Origin of the sequence: Candidatus Kuenenia stuttgartiensis, assembly GCF_900232105.1 — a bacterium.
Taxonomy (GTDB): Bacteria; Planctomycetota; Brocadiia; order Brocadiales; family Brocadiaceae; genus Kuenenia; species Kuenenia stuttgartiensis_A.
In genome coordinates this window covers 617102-631589 of record NZ_LT934425.1, presented here as the reverse complement: position 1 = coordinate 631589, position 14488 = coordinate 617102, and the positions used below count along the sequence as shown (strand labels likewise).

25 protein-coding genes and 4 pseudogenes are annotated in these 14488 nt (G+C 40.5%); all 29 read left to right on the top strand.

The genetic code is table 11. The features are described from left to right. Positions 1–18: 18 nt before the first annotated feature. Complete coding sequence (gene fliG, locus KSMBR1_RS02900; RefSeq protein WP_099323982.1) at positions 19–1047, top strand: flagellar motor switch protein FliG; 1029 nt, start codon at positions 19–21, stop codon at positions 1045–1047. Beyond that, complete coding sequence (locus KSMBR1_RS02895; protein WP_099323981.1) at positions 1044–1745, top strand: FliH/SctL family protein; 702 nt, start codon at positions 1044–1046, stop codon at positions 1743–1745. The genes fliG and KSMBR1_RS02895 overlap by 4 nt, the downstream gene beginning before the upstream one ends. After that, positions 1745–3064 (top strand): flagellar protein export ATPase FliI, encoded by a 1320-nt coding sequence (gene fliI, locus KSMBR1_RS02890; RefSeq protein ID WP_099323980.1) that lies wholly within the window; start codon positions 1745–1747, stop codon positions 3062–3064. The genes KSMBR1_RS02895 and fliI overlap by 1 nt, the downstream gene beginning before the upstream one ends. 108 nt (positions 3065–3172) lie before the next feature. Further along, a complete protein-coding gene (gene fliJ, locus KSMBR1_RS02885; protein ID WP_099323979.1) occupies positions 3173–3637 on the top strand; it encodes a flagellar export protein FliJ in 465 nt (154 codons plus the stop codon). Positions 3638–3658: 21 nt separating this feature from the next. Beyond that, positions 3659–4384 (top strand): MotE family protein, encoded by a 726-nt coding sequence (locus KSMBR1_RS02880; protein ID WP_099323978.1) that lies wholly within the window; start codon positions 3659–3661, stop codon positions 4382–4384. A gap of 73 nt (positions 4385–4457) precedes the next feature. Beyond that, entirely contained in the window at positions 4458–5018 is a 561-nt protein-coding gene (locus tag KSMBR1_RS02875; protein ID WP_099323977.1) for a flagellar basal body-associated FliL family protein, read from the top strand. 305 nt (positions 5019–5323) lie between these two features. Continuing rightward, a complete protein-coding gene (locus KSMBR1_RS02870; RefSeq protein ID WP_099323976.1) occupies positions 5324–5575 on the top strand; it encodes a hypothetical protein in 252 nt (83 codons plus the stop codon). A 64-nt stretch (positions 5576–5639) separates the two neighbouring features. Beyond that, the gene (locus tag KSMBR1_RS02865) at positions 5640–6023 is read left to right on the top strand and encodes a FliM/FliN family flagellar motor switch protein (RefSeq protein WP_099323975.1); all 384 of its coding nucleotides are present in this window, start codon (positions 5640–5642) and stop codon (positions 6021–6023) included. A 109-nt stretch (positions 6024–6132) separates the two neighbouring features. Further along, positions 6133–6273 (top strand): FliM/FliN family flagellar motor switch protein, encoded by a 141-nt coding sequence (locus tag KSMBR1_RS02860; RefSeq protein ID WP_099323974.1) that lies wholly within the window; start codon positions 6133–6135, stop codon positions 6271–6273. Positions 6274–7645: 1372 nt separating this feature from the next. Further along, positions 7646–7909 carry a hypothetical protein gene (locus KSMBR1_RS02855; protein ID WP_157820345.1) on the top strand — a complete coding sequence of 88 codons (264 nt, stop codon included), beginning with the start codon at positions 7646–7648 and terminating at the stop codon, positions 7907–7909. 88 nt (positions 7910–7997) lie between these two features. Then, a pseudogene (gene fliP / locus KSMBR1_RS23090) lies at positions 7998–8516 on the top strand (flagellar type III secretion system pore protein FliP). A 672-nt stretch (positions 8517–9188) separates the two neighbouring features. After that, positions 9189–9431: a flagellar biosynthetic protein FliQ gene (locus KSMBR1_RS02845; RefSeq protein WP_230408035.1), complete on the top strand. Its 243-nt coding sequence runs from the start codon at positions 9189–9191 to the stop codon at positions 9429–9431. A 126-nt stretch (positions 9432–9557) separates the two neighbouring features. Next, positions 9558–9956: a flagellar biosynthetic protein FliR gene (locus tag KSMBR1_RS02840; RefSeq protein WP_099323971.1), complete on the top strand. Its 399-nt coding sequence runs from the start codon at positions 9558–9560 to the stop codon at positions 9954–9956. Continuing rightward, positions 9953–10069: a flagellar biosynthetic protein FliR gene (locus KSMBR1_RS23085; RefSeq protein WP_099323970.1), complete on the top strand. Its 117-nt coding sequence runs from the start codon at positions 9953–9955 to the stop codon at positions 10067–10069. The genes KSMBR1_RS02840 and KSMBR1_RS23085 overlap by 4 nt, the downstream gene beginning before the upstream one ends. Beyond that, complete coding sequence (locus KSMBR1_RS23080; protein WP_157820813.1) at positions 10063–10335, top strand: flagellar biosynthetic protein FliR; 273 nt, start codon at positions 10063–10065, stop codon at positions 10333–10335. Before KSMBR1_RS23085 ends, KSMBR1_RS23080 begins: the two co-directional genes overlap by 7 nt. A gap of 6 nt (positions 10336–10341) precedes the next feature. Continuing rightward, complete coding sequence (locus KSMBR1_RS23075; RefSeq protein ID WP_099323969.1) at positions 10342–10503, top strand: EscU/YscU/HrcU family type III secretion system export apparatus switch protein; 162 nt, start codon at positions 10342–10344, stop codon at positions 10501–10503. After that, positions 10500–10700, top strand: a complete 201-nt coding sequence (locus KSMBR1_RS02825; protein ID WP_099323968.1) for a hypothetical protein — start codon at positions 10500–10502, stop codon at positions 10698–10700. The genes KSMBR1_RS23075 and KSMBR1_RS02825 overlap by 4 nt, the downstream gene beginning before the upstream one ends. Positions 10701–10906: 206 nt before the next feature. Next, positions 10907–11005, top strand: a complete 99-nt coding sequence (locus KSMBR1_RS23070; RefSeq protein ID WP_478210069.1) for an EscU/YscU/HrcU family type III secretion system export apparatus switch protein — start codon at positions 10907–10909, stop codon at positions 11003–11005. Continuing rightward, positions 11002–11381 (top strand): annotated as a pseudogene (locus tag KSMBR1_RS22610) (EscU/YscU/HrcU family type III secretion system export apparatus switch protein). The gene KSMBR1_RS23070 and the pseudogene KSMBR1_RS22610 overlap by 4 nt, the downstream one beginning before the upstream one ends. Positions 11382–11456: 75 nt before the next feature. Then, on the top strand, positions 11457–11702 hold the full coding sequence (locus KSMBR1_RS02810; RefSeq protein WP_099323966.1) for a hypothetical protein: 246 nt from the start codon (positions 11457–11459) through the stop codon (positions 11700–11702). Beyond that, entirely contained in the window at positions 11699–11836 is a 138-nt protein-coding gene (locus KSMBR1_RS23065) for an FHIPEP family type III secretion protein (protein WP_420886546.1), read from the top strand. Before KSMBR1_RS02810 ends, KSMBR1_RS23065 begins: the two co-directional genes overlap by 4 nt. Before the next feature lie 82 nt (positions 11837–11918). Next, a pseudogene (locus KSMBR1_RS23060) lies at positions 11919–12298 on the top strand (FHIPEP family type III secretion protein). Continuing rightward, positions 12189–12509, top strand: coding sequence for an FHIPEP family type III secretion protein (locus tag KSMBR1_RS23055; protein WP_157820343.1), 321 nt, complete (start codon positions 12189–12191; stop codon positions 12507–12509). Before KSMBR1_RS23060 ends, KSMBR1_RS23055 begins: the two are co-directional and overlap by 110 nt. A 187-nt stretch (positions 12510–12696) precedes the next feature. Continuing rightward, on the top strand, positions 12697–12852 hold the full coding sequence (locus tag KSMBR1_RS22295) for a hypothetical protein (RefSeq protein WP_230408034.1): 156 nt from the start codon (positions 12697–12699) through the stop codon (positions 12850–12852). After that, positions 12804–12959: an FHIPEP family type III secretion protein gene (locus tag KSMBR1_RS23050; RefSeq protein WP_420886554.1), complete on the top strand. Its 156-nt coding sequence runs from the start codon at positions 12804–12806 to the stop codon at positions 12957–12959. The genes KSMBR1_RS22295 and KSMBR1_RS23050 overlap by 49 nt, the downstream gene beginning before the upstream one ends. A 194-nt stretch (positions 12960–13153) precedes the next feature. Then, positions 13154–13491, top strand: a pseudogene (locus KSMBR1_RS23045) (FHIPEP family type III secretion protein). A 376-nt stretch (positions 13492–13867) separates the two neighbouring features. Then, positions 13868–14092: a P-loop NTPase family protein gene (locus KSMBR1_RS02790; RefSeq protein WP_099323962.1), complete on the top strand. Its 225-nt coding sequence runs from the start codon at positions 13868–13870 to the stop codon at positions 14090–14092. A 17-nt stretch (positions 14093–14109) separates the two neighbouring features. Next, entirely contained in the window at positions 14110–14280 is a 171-nt protein-coding gene (locus tag KSMBR1_RS20675) for a P-loop NTPase family protein (RefSeq protein WP_157820340.1), read from the top strand. Continuing rightward, positions 14271–14474, top strand: coding sequence for a P-loop NTPase family protein (locus KSMBR1_RS02785; RefSeq protein ID WP_099323961.1), 204 nt, complete (start codon positions 14271–14273; stop codon positions 14472–14474). Before KSMBR1_RS20675 ends, KSMBR1_RS02785 begins: the two co-directional genes overlap by 10 nt. Positions 14475–14488: the final 14 nt, after the last annotated feature.

Genomic DNA, 14488 nt, shown 5'->3' with positions numbered 1-14488 from the left:
ACAGGATATTATACCGATATGAAAACGAAATTAAACTTGTCAGGCATACAAAAGGCAGCAATTGCCTTGTCTATACTTGATCCAGACGTCGCTTCGGAAATACTTAAGACCTTTGATGAGAATCAGATTGTGGCGGTATCCGCCGAAATTACCCGCATGGAAAATGTGGATAATGAGATCGTGGACGCCGTTTTGGATGAACTCCGGCAAGAAATGAAACTCTGCGGCGGCCTGGTGGAGCATGATAAAAATGCTTTTAGAAAGATACTTGAAAAAGCGATTGGGACAGACAAAAGCGATGATATCATAGCGAATGTGGAGCAAGGGGTGATGCTCCCCACGCCTTTTTCCAATTTAAAGGATGTTTCTGACGATGAATACATGCGGTTGCTGATAGGAGAACACCCGCAAACGATTGCACTTATACTATCATATACGGAACCGGAACGCGCCTCCAGGCTGTTGTCCAGATTTCCCCTGGAAGCACAATCTGATATTATCATGAGGATCGCAACGCTCGAACTTCCTCCGATAAGTTTAATTACCAAGGTAAACGAGGTAGTTATGGCAAAGATAAAAACGGAAGGAAGAAGACGGAAGACGCCTGCGAAGAAAAGGCATAAATTTGCCTCGGAGATTATTGGTGGGCTGGAGGGCGGAGTGGATAAGGATGTGATTGAACAAATAAGCCGTAGAAATCCGGAGCTTGCTGAAGAAATAAAGAAGTTGATGTTTACTTTTGATGATATGATTTATGTTCTTGATGAAGCGTTTAGAAAAATACTTACAGAGGTGGATATAAATGTTATTGCGCTTGCATTAAAAACGGCGAATGCGGAGGTTGAGACAAAGTTTTTCAAAAACATGTCTAAACGTATTGGCGAGACGGTGAGGGAAGAAAGAGAGCTGTTGGGGCCGAGATTGTTGTCCGAAGTGCAGAGCGCACAATTGCAAATTGTAGAGGCGGTAAAGCGGTTGGAAGCAAAGGGCGAAAATGTTGTTCAAAAGAAGGGGGGGTCTTCCGGCAAGGACGATAAATTAGTATGAAAACCGGGAAGCGCGTTTATTCCTTACCTGTTATAAAGGGAGTGAAAGTTATAGAGACTGTAATACCTCATTCTCATAAAAAGCAAATAAACACGCTTAAAACAGAAGAAGAGTTAATAAATATAAAAGAAGAAGAAAAACTGAAAGAACTTGAATTAGCAAAGGAAAATGAATTAAGGGCGTTAAAAGAACAAGAAATCAGACTGGTGAGAGAAGAAGCCTTCAAAGAGGGGAAACTCTCTGCGGAAAAGGAGTTTCAATCAGAGATAGAAAAAACAAAAAGAAAATATGCAGCATTGATCACACTGCTTGAGGATGCGGTGAAACAATTAACGGAGAAAAGAGAAATAATCTGGAAGGACTCCGAATCGGAGATCATACATTTCGTATTGGCTGTTGCGAATAAAGTTGTTGGTTATGAAATTAACGAAAATGGCGCCAGCATTGTAAAACACGTTGTAGCAGAGGCTCTTTCTTATGTTGGGAATAATAAGATCGTTTCCTTGCGTATTTCCCCGGAGGATTATAAACGGTTTACGGCCGAAGACGCAGGAATAAAGGATTTTAACATTAAAATCATAGAGGATAAAATGATATCAGCCGGCGGTTGTGTTGTGGAAACAGATTTTGGCGATGTTGAAAGCTTGCTTGAAACACGGTGGGAAGAAATTAAAAAATCTGTAGGGGAAAAAGAGTGATGGCCACGCCATGCATTGATTTTGCTTTGCACAAAAAAAGGGTATCGGAATCGGTGTTGGTTCAACGCACCGGAAGGGTGGCCCATATCGCAGGTTTGGTAATAGAATCAAACGGGCCTTCTGTTCCTGTAGGAGAACTATGTTACATACATTCCAATAATGGAGAAACTCCAATACCGGCGGAGGTGGTAGGATTTAAAGAAAAAAGGATACTCCTTATGCCCATAGGGGAACTTGAGAGAATAGGCCCGGGAAACAGAGTAACCGCTTCAGGCTCGCCATTAACGGTGGGCGTTGGAATGGGGCTAATGGGAAGAATCTTAGGAGGACTGGGAGAGCCTATGGATGGAAAAGGGCCGTTAAACGTGGAAGAAAGGGTTTCCATTTATAATTCTCCCCCGGATCCTTTGACCAGAAGCAGGATAAAGGAGGTATTGGAGACAGGTGTACGGGCAATAGACGGCATGCTTACCTTCGGGCAGGGACAGAGATTGGGAATTTTTGCAGGGAGCGGCGTAGGGAAAAGCACATTAATGGGCATGATTGCCAGGAATTCCGGAGCGGAGGTTAATGTTATTGCGCTTATTGGTGAACGCGGAAGAGAAGTCCGGGAGTTTGTTGAAAAGAATCTCGGAGAAGAAGGCATGAAAAAATCGGTAATTGTATCGGTTACTTCTGACAAACCGGCTTTATTAAGGGTAAAGGGCGCCTATATCGCTTCCAGTATTGCGGAATATTTCAGAGATCGTGGCATGCGGGTATTACTCATGATGGATTCCGTTACAAGATTTGCCAATGCACAAAGGGAAATTGGGCTTGCAATAGGAGAACCCCCGACCTCAAAGGGATATACACCTTCAGTGTTCGCGTTATTGCCAAAGCTTCTGGAGAGAAGCGGCACGGGCACGAAGGGCAGCATCACTGGTTTATATACTGTATTGGTGGATGGTGATGATATTAATGAACCCATTGCTGACGCCGTAAGGGGTATTCTTGACGGACATGTGGTGTTGTCAAGGGCAATGGCGTCCCAAAACCACTATCCCGCCATTGATATCATGGAAAGCGTCAGCCGGTGTATGGATGACATCATTACCGGGGAACACAGGAAGGCTGCGCAGATGTTAAAGGCAGTATATGCAACGTATAAAGAAGCCGAAGACATGATAAATATAGGGGCGTACGCAAAGGGGGGCAACAAGAAAATTGATTATGCCCTATCAGTCATAGACGCTATAAACGAGTATCTTAAACAGGATATGACCACAAATGGTAATTTTAACGAATCCATTTCGAAATTGTCGGCATTGTTTACATGAGGTCACGGTATTATTGGTGGATTCGGCGTAAAAACCAACGCCTTAATCCACCCTACATAACTGCGCTCTTTGCAGTTAACATCTTTTTGGTTTCGGCTTTGTTGCGCTATGAAATTTCGTTTTAAATTCCAAAAATTACTTGATATTGAAAAATTTAAAGAAGAAGAGATTTCCAAAGAGTTAAAAACTGCGCAAAAAAAACTCCATGAAGAAAAGAAGATGGAGTTATTACTAAAATCTTTGCTTGAAACAAGGCAGATTGAAATGACAGAGATGTTGCAGACGTTTGCGGATGCGTCGACATTTGTTTTGTTTGAGTCGTATTTTGCCAGTCTTAATCGTGATATTATTGTCCAACAATCAAAAATAAAAAAGATTTCTGAAGAGATAGATCATGTAAGGCAAAAATTATTACATGTTTTTAAAAAAAGAAAGTTGTTGGAAAAACTAAGGGAAAGGCATAAAAAGGAATTCGACGATCAGGAGAAACGCCTTGAAATTAAAAAACTGGACGAGATAGCAACCTCCCGGTTTTATCACAAACACATCAGGGAAAAGGATGTATTGGAATAATCAATTTATGGAGATTATACTATGAAGCTCCCGATTAACAAAAAAATGCTGATGATGGCCGGAGTGGGGATGATCGTTCTGGGAGGAGCCGCATATTGGTTTCTTTTTATGAAAGGGAAAGCTCCTGCACCGGAACCGGAAGCGCAGGAATTATCTCCGGAAAATATAGATACGTCAGCGGCGGATACTGTAGGTGGAGAAGGTAAAGAAGCAAAGAATTTGTATGCGAGCAAGCTGCCTTCCGTCTATAAATCGAATGCAGCAAAGGTGTTTAAACCCTTGTCATCAAGCGAAGTCTCAAAGATGATAAATGAAATAACAGAAGAAAAACACGAATACAAGAAGAAGAAGGAACTCCTGGATCTTAGGGAAAAAATGCTTGAATCACTACGCGCCGACCTTAAAAAAGAGAGATATGAAATTGAAACACTCAGGGAAGAGTTGAATAAGGCGTTTGAGTTGATAACCGCAAGAATGCAGGAATTAAAGAAGGAGACTATTCAATTTGATGATCTCGAATTAAAGAATATCAAGAAGCTGGCCGAGGTTTACGGGGGAATGAAACCTCAAAAGGCTGCCATGATTTTAAAGGAAATGGACGAAGAGACCGCGGTAAAACTGCTAACAATGATGGATAAAAAAACATCTGCAAAAATATTGGAATCTGTTACTCCGTTTCTTGCGGTAAAGCTTAGCGAAAAGCTGAAATTGCTTGAAGATGGTGTACGGAGCAGTGGAAACCAATAGTGACGGTGGTTTTTTTCTGCATTTATTTTAATAAAGTGATAAAACATTTTAATATTTATTGAAGCGGGGGTTTATGAGAAAAAAAGACGCATTTCAAAAAAAGAAGGTGCATATGAATATCGGGGGAATACGTGGTAAAGTTATTGTATTTGCAACTAATATGTTTTTTATGGCAGGCATGTATTTCGGCGCGAATATATCAACAGGAGCTGAAATACCGGTCAACGTGATAACCGAAGAATTGCAAGGCCGCATAGGGGAAATAACGAAATATAGCGATGAAATCCCATTGAAGTCAGATAAAGATCCCAAGGAACCTTTGCCGCAAGGCCCTATTATTGTGACAATAGATACAATTGTTGTGAATCTTAGCGGGTCTAATTTAAGAAGGTATCTCAAGGCAAAGGTAATTTTGGAAGTACGCAATGAAGAGGCAAGAGGTAAGTTAGAAACCAGAACAATACAGGTAAAAGACAGGCTTATTTCCATTCTTTCCTCAAAGACCATAGATGATATTGATTCTGTAGAGGGTCGGGAATACATTAAGCGTGAAATAAAAGATTCCGTTGATGTGATATTGAATATGGAAAAAGCTGTTTTACAGGTCTATTTTGAAGATTTTGTTGTTCAATAAAGCATAATTACAGAAAATTATTGTAACCATTTATTCAGGTAATACGCTATGTCAGATGCTATTTTATCCAATGAAGAAGTTGATGCCCTGCTCAATGCGATAGAGAGCGGACAGGTACTCAATTGAACAAAAGTGGTAAAAAAGGTTCAGCATTACGATTTCAGAAGACCAGACAGGTTTCCGCGGGAGCAAAAACGACAACTGCAAAAAATTAGTGAGAACATGGCGGTTAACATGGGTTTGACTTTTTCTCATATGTAAGGACCACCGTTGGTGTTGAACTTATCGCGATAGAGGAATTTGTTATGAATTATTTCTCAATTCTTTTACGGATCTTGTTATGTGCAAGTGTTGTTGACCTACGCGTACAGGGAAAGGGTTGTTTAACCCTGGATGCGGGGTTTTGCCTTGCTATGATAGATCGTGGATTAGGCGGACCCGGGAAAATACAGCAGAAAATAAGACCTCTTACTATTATCGAGAATCTGTGGTTTCACAAGTGTTGTCAAATGTACTCCATTCGATGTGTCTTTGCTGGAATGATGTTGCAGAGATAGAGTGGCAAATTGCAAAAACAGACATGGACTTGCGGTCGTTACAAGTGGCGCATAACACGGAAGTATGATTGCCATAAATTTTGCGATTAGTGGTGAATTGGGCACCGGTACGCTTGTTTTTTGTCTTCCTGTTGCAACTTTAGAAGCAGTTATGGGAAAAATAACGGAGGCAACCCTTAATCGGGAAGAAGAGATTGTCATAATAAAGCAAACGCTCAATCAAGTCCCTTTATTAGTGAACACAATATTGGGTACAACACAGTTATCATTTAACGAACTTATCAATCTCAGAGTAGGGGATGTGATAAGTCTTGATAATAAGATTACGGACCATTTAAGTTTGGAAATAGATGAAGTGCCGAAGTTTTTTGGAACGCCAGGGGTTTCTGGCAAAAAACTCGCGATAAAAAACATCCGTTTCGTTATAGTGGTATTGGTTTTTATTTAAAGAGGTGAATATGAGTACAGAGCAGAAGATGATGCACAGCCCACCATAGAATCTGTAGAATTTAGCCAATTAATTCCGGAAGAAATGGATAGTCAAAAGGCGGCGAAGCATGCCGATATTAGATTTAATTTTAGATGTGACTGTCCCTGTATCCGTAGAATTGGGACGCGCGAATATGCTTATTAAGGATATTCTTGCTTTGTCTCAGGGTTCAATTGTTGAACTTGAAAAAGTGCTGCACTCCGGTTGAATTATTAGTCCGTGAAAATTATTGGCAAGAGGAGAGGTGGTAGTAGTGGAAGAACGTTTTGTTTAAAAATTACAGCATATGTGGCCCACAGGATAGAGTGAGAAATCTTGGCTAGCACATGACTACAGCATCATAACGAAAATTCTTTTGCAATTTATAAAAATAAAACAACCATGAAATACGAAAGGCGGGACCACCAGATTTCACAGATTACACAGTTAAAGAATTTGTAGTGACGCGGACACCGTGTTCCTGCAATTGACCAATGACTAAACAAATTGACTTTAATTCAACCTCCTCCGTTGGTTCAGGTTTGTAACCGTTCGGCTGAGATCACGACGAAGCCTGAACCACAACGTTTATACTCGCTCTTTTCGTTGTCTTCCCTCGTCTATCGTCCATCTTTCCAATCCACCCTACACTTCGTTTTTAATCCACCCTGTATTTTCAAAAAACTAAACTAATACGGTTTTTTTCATTGGGATTTTGTATTTTTGAATTGTTTCGAATTTCGTATTTTTCGTTTCATGTCTGTTTGGTTCTGGCTATGCCGGCTTATGCATTTAAATGTGTATAAAAACACTACTTTACGTAGAAAAAAACTACGATTTAATCGCCGGTGTAATGGTGATGTATATTTATGACATAGAATTATTTATGTAAAATGGATTATTTTTTTAAAGCGTAAGTTGCTATCTTATTAAGGCATGCACTTATCCATTCTTTTACCACCGTTAATAATGCGATACATTGGTAAATAGGCTTAAGGCATATTGTTTGCGAATGTTTGTGACGTAATAGTACCTTATCAGTAATTTCTTTTAATTTTTGTCAAAATATTTAATGAACAGACATTTACTCATTGTATTTTTTTATTGTTTTTCTTAGGCAATACCACTTACGCTGCCGGGGATGCCGTTGATTCCGGAGAAGGACAAGAAGAGGTTGCCGTAAAAGATGAAGGCATTGGGTTACCTCCCCGATTAATTTTCACAAAGTTACAAAAGTAATAAAATCATTAGGCATTGTAATTATTATCATTGTCGTCATGATGTTTTTTACGCAAGAAACTTGGGATTAAAACAGGTATTCATAAAAAAAAGCGCTATATTTCAATCATAGAAACACTTCACTGGGCGCAAAGAGGCATATTTATTTCATTAAGTACCGGGGAAATTATTGCTTGTAGGCGCTTCAAATGAAAAAATGCAAACTCTTACAGAAATTACGGAAAAAGAGATTGTTGATTCAATTGATACAGAGGACAGAGGCAGTGAATATACGAAGTTTTTTAAAATAACTTAAGTATAGGAATTTAAATATTTTTAGTTAACCAATGAACAGGCCCACCCTGCCCCTCCCAGAGGGGAATTTGATAAGTCCCCTCTTGGGAGGGGTTGAGGGGTGGGTAAAAATGAATGCCGTTGGGTCTTTGTCTTTTAAAACCCAACCTAATTTAACTCTCACTGGACTCTCACTGGCATGGAAAATAGAATTGCTGTTCCGGGGAAAACACTTTGAAAAATGGACGGGTTTTTTAATTTTTGGCGGAATAATGGCGTTGCTGGGTTTTTTAGGGACTGCAGAGCTGCCGCGAGACAGATTCTCCGCTGAAACTAACGATGAGCCTGGATAGTGTAAAAAACCCAAAGGAAATGGCAGAGTGTTAAAGATAGTCTTTTTTTTAACAGGGGCTTACTTTATTGCCCGGCCTTTTGCTGGCGATGACTTCATTTACCAGGATTATTATTGTCTTGTCTTTTGTGAGAAAGGCTTTGTCGTTTCATACACTTCCTCCGAATCAAATTCTTATCGGCATAGCTCTCTTTTTAACGTTTTTTGTTATGACTCCCGTTTGGACCGCAATCAATTCAGACGCATTACAACCGTATATTAAAGAGGAAATTACGCAGGATGAGGCTTTGAAAAGGGGATTGAGCCTGTTCGTAAATTCATGCTGAAACAGACGCGGAAAAAAGATATTGCATTGTTTTCAAACATTGCAAAAGTAGAGAAACCCTTTTCAGCGAGTGACATTCCTATGCATATATTAATTCCTGCATTTGTCACCAGTGAACTGAAGACTTTTTTCAGATGGGGTTTCTTTTGTTTCTGCCTTTTCTTGTAATCGATCTGGTGGTCGCCTGCGTATTAACGTCCATGGTATGTTTATGCTGCCGCCGGTTATGATTTCAATGCCATTTAAATTAATTCTCTTTGTTCTGGTTGTGGCTGGCAATTAATCATCCAGTCTTTGATCACAAGTATAGCGTAGGGGCGAAGCATTTGTCATGAATTTGGTGTAAATGCGTTCATGTCCAAACTGGCAAATATTCAAAACCCGGTTTTTTGTAACACGTTAGTTCTTTGAAAATTTAGGGGGACATTAAAAACAATGTAACCCCGTTGTGGCGATCTGTTTGTAGCACAATAAAATTCACAGGGTAAATAGCTACGTAGGAGCGGCCTGTATAGAATTGACAGGGAAACAGGTCGCTCCTGACGGAGCTAATATCTGTTATGGCATCTTATCTTGCTACAACAGGTTGCTCCTACGGAGCTTATAGGGAATACGTTTTTCAAAATGCTAAAGGGGTGTATTCCCGATTTTTTGTGATTTCCGCCATGTTTTAATGAAAGTTGCAGTAGTGTTAACCCTGACAGGGTTTCAAACCTGTCAGGGTTGTTTTGCCCCGACTCCATGAACGCTTCAAATAATCGGGAATGCACCCATGCTAAAATGCTAAAGTGTTACGGTTTTTTTCATTGGGATTTTGTGTTTTTGAATTTGTTTATTATTTTGTGCTTCGTATTTTTTATCTCGTGCTTGTTTGGTTCTGGCTATGCCGGCTTAGGAATTATATATTGAAGGATATGATATGATCCGGAAGTAATACCACTATTGGAAAAGTTTTTTGCAAACTACCTTTCTTATGATGGCGCCCCTGCTTGGGGTTGCAATGATAGTTGGACTAGCTATCGGTATATTCCAGGCTGTTTCGAGTATTCATGAACAAACACTGACGTTTCTGCCGAAAGTGTTTGCCGTTTTGGGGATGTTCTTATTTTGTTTGCCGTGGATGCTGCGGATTATGACGTCATACACGGTAAACCTGTTGGGTGACTGGCAAAATACAGTAAGTAGTCCTTATCAGTAATTCTTTACATTTTTTGGCAAAATATTTAATGACCCCTTCCGCAGTCGGCAATCGGCAAATTGCAGATTGAGGACTGAGGACTATTTTCGCGCTTGTTTGGTTCTGGCTAGGCCAGGTTAGGTGCTTATGGAAATTTTGTTCGATTTCATTAACGACCTGCCCTTTTTAATGCTGGTGTTTTTTCGTGTAGGCGGGATACTCCTTTTCGCCCCGGTCTTTAGCAATACCCATATACCAATGCTCCTGCGTATTGCTATTGCCCTGATACTGGCATTTATTCTTTATCCCAATCTGGATAAAAATCTGCATGAATTGCCTTCAGAGCTTATCCCCTTTGGTTTAATTGTTGTAAAAGAGATTGCTATTGGCGCTATTGTTGGATTTGCAGCGTCAATACTGTTTGCTGCGTTTAGTATGGCCGGGTATTTGTTAAGTAACCAAATGGGACTGGATATGGCGGTTATCGCCGACCCTTCATCCCTGAGCGGAGATGAAAGCCAACCGTTTCCGTATTTTACAATTTGATAGCCATATTGCTATTGCTGGCAATTGATGGCCACCACTATTTTATAAATGCAATTGCGCAAAGCTTCCATGCTGTACCCATTGCAGCTTTGATTATACAACGGCAATACTAACAAAAATACTCAGTCTCTTTAGAACGCTTTTCGTAATAGGGATTAAAATTCCATCCCGCCTTTGTTGTCTTGATGTTGTCGGTCGTTGCAATGGCGTTGATGGCGAGTGTGCGAAGGAAATTAATATATTTGTTATTGCATACCCAATAAAAATAATAATCGGCTTCATTGTGGTTTTTGTCTCGTTTCCACTCATGATTGGCGCAATGAGGATGTATATCTTTGGTTTTGAAAAGGGATTGATGTCGTTGCTATCGGCAATGTGAGGGAAAATGGCTGATACGGAAAAGACTGAACAACCCACGCGCAAACGTATAAGCGAGGCGCGCCAAAAAGGAAGCGTAGCCCAAAGTCCCGACCTAAGCAGTGCGATTGCTATCCTGGTAGGTTTTTTACTGTTATATGCATTGGGTATATTATGTATGCGGGTATGAAAGAGATAACCGTTTTTACCCTTCAGAACTTATCACAGAAGGATATTACCCCGGACATTATTGTAGAAAAGATTATTTATTACATCTATGTAAGCGCGAAAATTTTGCTCCCTATCCTGGGGAGATTATTGATTGTCGGATTGATCGTTTCATATATGCAGACCGGTCTCTTGTTTACCTTAGCCGTTAAAGCCTGACTTAAACAAACTCAATGTGATAAGCGGCGTAAAAAACTCTTTAATGTTCAATCCTTTGTAAAACTTTTATTTTCCGTTGTAAAGCTTCTGTTAATTGGCGGTATCGGCATCCTTTACATCAAAAGAGCTTGCCAAACTGGATAACCTGATAGACATAGGCATTGCAATTTTTTTATTCTTACCACGAACTGACATTCGGACTGGTAATGCGTGTATCGATAGCGCTCGTGATCCTGGCAATGGTAGATTATATCTATCAAAAATGGCAATACAAACGCGGCATGAAAATGTCTAAAAAAGGGTGAAGGATGAAAGGAAGCAAGCGGAGGGTGATCCGGTAATAAAGTCAAAAATCAGGTCTGCGCAGATTCAGATGGCGTTGAAACGTATGGCTTCCGCGATCCAAAAAGCGATGTTGTCGTAACGAATCCAACGCATTACGCCGTAGCATTGAAATACGACCGTAAATCAATGCATGCGCCCAAAGTTGTTGCAAAGGGAGCGGATTATATTGCCCTGAAAATAAAAGAAATTGCAAAAATAAATAAAATTCCCATTGTTGAAGAACGGTCGCTTGCAAGGACATTGTACAAAACAGTGGACGTAGGCAAAGAAATACCGCAAAAATTGTACTATGCAGTTGCAAAGGTATTGTCTTATGTGTACGGATTAAAGAAGTAAATGGAGAAAACAGACAGAGGCAATAGTGATGAAAATTCTAAAATATTTTTTTAATGAAAAGTGACAATATAAATCATGGCAGCAGATAAATTAAATTCTCAAGGGAAAAATGCCTTTTTTAAATATCTTTTTAAAGGAGATATGGCGTTAATTATTGGTGTGATAAGTATTTTTATCGTGCTTATTATACCTGTGCCGCCTTTTATTATTGATTTGCTTGTTCGGACAAATATCTCATTGGTTCTTTTGTTGCTGCTGGTTTTCTTTCATATAAAAGGAGCATTAGATTTATCGTCTTTCCTTCTATATTGCTGTTTATGACGCTTTTTCGCCTGGCGCTCAACGTGGCTTCTACCCGGCAGATATTATTGCAGGGTTACGGTGGAAAGGTGATTGGCGCATTTGGAGATTTTGTTGTCGGCGGCAATTGCTTGTGGGGTTGGTTGTTTTCTTAATTATAGTTGTAATACAGTTTATTGTCTAACAAAAGGCGCAACGAGAATCGGGGAAGTGGCTGCAAGGTTTACTCTTGATGCAATGCCAGGGAAGCAGATGAGTATTGATGCGGACTTAAATGCGGGACTCATCACAGAAAAAGAGGCACGTGAACGAAGGGAAAAGCTTTCCAGGGAAGCAGAGTTTTATGGTGCAATGGATGGCGCCGGCAAATTTGTCAGTGGCGATGCGGTTGCCGGCATAATAATTGTACTCATAAACATTATTGGCGGCATTGTTATGGGTTGCGGAGTGGAATGTCTGTTTCCGAGGCAATGCAGCATTATACTCTTTTGACAGTTGGGGATGGCCTTGTCTCCCAAATTCCTTCATTTATTATTGCCACGGCGTCTGCGGTCATTGTCACCAAGACTTCCGCCACCGGTGGAATCTGGGAACGGATGTTACGGACAGTTATTTAGCCAACCTAATGCCATTGCTTTTGCGGGAGGAATTCTTACGCTGTTTAGCATTGTACCGGGATTACCAAAAATACCGTTTTTGGTTCTTGCCGGCTTCTTCTGGATGATGTTCTTTGTTCTCAGAAGGTCTTCTAAGGAGACAGAACTGGCGGAAGCGCTTGTAAAAGAGACTGAAGGCATGGCGCGGGAACCGAAAGAGGAGAGATGTTGAAGGCATGTTGCGTGTTGACCGGATGGAGCTTGAAGTCGGCTATAAACTGGTACCGCTGGTTGATCCGAATAAAATGGCGGTATTCTTGAGAGAATAAATACCTTGCGTATGCAAATTGCAAAAGATTGGGGATGATCGTTCCGCCTATCAGGGTAAGGGATAATTTGCAACTGGAGACAATAAGTACGTGGTAAAAATAAGAGGACAGAAAATGGCACACGGAGAATTGCTGACGGGCAGTTATCTTGCAATAGACTCCGGAGCAGTTACCCAGAAAGTGAATGGCATAGAAACATTAGACCCTGCATACGGCTTCCCGCCCTTTGGATTACCGATGCGGTAAAGGAAGACGCCGAAGCTTTGGGATATACGGTAGTTGATCCCGCATCCGTGATGATAACACATTTAACCGATTATAAAAACACATGCATACGAGATCCTTTGTCGTGAAGCGTACAAAAACTATTAGAAAGGTGAAGAAGGATTATCCGACTATTGTGGAAGAGCTAGCGCCAAATATAATTTCCTTGGCAGTATCCAGGAGATTCTTAAAAATCTTTTAAAGGAAAAGTGCCTATCCGGGATCTTTCATCCATTCTTGAAACAATAGCTGATTACGCTCCGGCAACAAAGGATATGAACAATTGACCGAATACGTAAGGCAAAGACTCTCCAGGACAATATGTAAAAGATATCAGAATACCGAAGGCAAGATAGGTGTGATCTCTTTCGACCCCCATCTGGAACAAACCATAGCAAACGCAATTCATAAGCAGAAAAGGGAAATCTGCTGGCACTGGACCCGAATATGGCACATAAAGTAATTGATAAATTAGCAGAAATAGTAAGAGGTTCACTTACTTCCGGCTATGAGGTTGTCTTGTTAACTTCATCATCCGTGAGAAGCCATGTTCGCCGGCTTATGAAAAATGCGCTGCCGCAGTTGGCAGTATGTCGTATAAGGAAATTTCTCCCGGCGTAATGATTGATTCGGTAGGGGTTGTGAAGCTTTAGTACATTAGCAGTAATTTCTGTACATTTATTGGCAAAATATTTACTGCTGAAATCCGAAATGCTAAATATGAATCTCACCTGCACCCCCGTCAGCGGGGGTGCAGGGAGGAGGATTTTGGAATGTGTTTCGTGCTTCGTATTTTTTATAAATGTGAAAACTATTTTTTATTTGTAGCAGTAAATACGTTTTACCCGTGGAGGCATTGCACAACGTGATAAACAAAATACGGCGGCAGGCCTTTCTGCCGTAAGAACTATAGCGATTACGACGGCAAGGGCGGCGTTGGGAAAACAAACATCGCCCCAAACATTGCGATAATTATGAGGAAATACAAAAAAAGGTTTTGCTGATAGATCTTGACCTGGGCCTTGCCAATATCGATATTTTATTGGGAATACATCCAGAATATACCTTGCAGGACGTCATTGAAGGACGGAAAGAAGTAAAAGAGATAATTGTAGAAGGGCCTGAAGGGATAAAAATCGTACCCGCCAGCTCCGGCATTGAAGATATGGCGAATCTGAATGCAAACCAGAAAGAACATTATATAAAAGCTTCAGTGGATTAGATGAAGAAGTGGACATTGTGATTGTTGATACAGGCGCCGGTATTTCATCTGATTTATTGAATTTTGTATTAGCGTCAAATGAAATATTACTTATTACAACACCTGAGCCAACGGCGATAACAGATGCATATGCTATGATAAAGGTTCTTTCGAGAAAAAGAAAAAATACAACGATAAGTTGTTTATAAATAATTCGGATAGCAAGGATGAAGCCGATTCCACGGTGAAAAAAATAGCACTGGTATCGCAAAGGTTTCTCGATGTAAAACTGGAATACGTCGGCTATATGCTTCACGATCAAAATGTTTCCATTGCAACGCGTATGCAAAAACCCTTTACGGCTCTTTATCCTAACACAAAAGCAACCAGTTGCCTTAAATAAATTGGTTGCACGCT

Bases quoted from the DNA above. Each gene is read 5' to 3' on its own strand.
- fliG (WP_099323982.1), top strand. From the start codon at position 19: ATGAAAACGAAATTAAACTTGTCAGGCATACAAAAGGCAGCAATTGCC.
- KSMBR1_RS02895 (WP_099323981.1), top strand. From the start codon at position 1,044: ATGAAAACCGGGAAGCGCGTTTATTCCTTACCTGTTATAAAGGGAGTG.
- fliI (WP_099323980.1), top strand. From the start codon at position 1,745: ATGGCCACGCCATGCATTGATTTTGCTTTGCACAAAAAAAGGGTATCG.
- fliJ (WP_099323979.1), top strand. From the start codon at position 3,173: ATGAAATTTCGTTTTAAATTCCAAAAATTACTTGATATTGAAAAATTT.
- KSMBR1_RS02880 (WP_099323978.1), top strand. From the start codon at position 3,659: ATGAAGCTCCCGATTAACAAAAAAATGCTGATGATGGCCGGAGTGGGG.
- KSMBR1_RS02875 (WP_099323977.1), top strand. From the start codon at position 4,458: ATGAGAAAAAAAGACGCATTTCAAAAAAAGAAGGTGCATATGAATATC.
- KSMBR1_RS02870 (WP_099323976.1), top strand. From the start codon at position 5,324: ATGAATTATTTCTCAATTCTTTTACGGATCTTGTTATGTGCAAGTGTT.
- KSMBR1_RS02865 (WP_099323975.1), top strand. From the start codon at position 5,640: ATGATTGCCATAAATTTTGCGATTAGTGGTGAATTGGGCACCGGTACG.
- KSMBR1_RS02860 (WP_099323974.1), top strand. From the start codon at position 6,133: ATGCCGATATTAGATTTAATTTTAGATGTGACTGTCCCTGTATCCGTA.
- KSMBR1_RS02840 (WP_099323971.1), top strand. From the start codon at position 9,558: ATGGAAATTTTGTTCGATTTCATTAACGACCTGCCCTTTTTAATGCTG.
- KSMBR1_RS23075 (WP_099323969.1), top strand. From the start codon at position 10,342: ATGGCTGATACGGAAAAGACTGAACAACCCACGCGCAAACGTATAAGC.
- KSMBR1_RS02825 (WP_099323968.1), top strand. From the start codon at position 10,500: ATGAAAGAGATAACCGTTTTTACCCTTCAGAACTTATCACAGAAGGAT.
- KSMBR1_RS23070 (WP_478210069.1), top strand. From the start codon at position 10,907: ATGCGTGTATCGATAGCGCTCGTGATCCTGGCAATGGTAGATTATATC.
- KSMBR1_RS02810 (WP_099323966.1), top strand. From the start codon at position 11,457: ATGGCAGCAGATAAATTAAATTCTCAAGGGAAAAATGCCTTTTTTAAA.
- KSMBR1_RS23065 (WP_420886546.1), top strand. From the start codon at position 11,699: ATGACGCTTTTTCGCCTGGCGCTCAACGTGGCTTCTACCCGGCAGATA.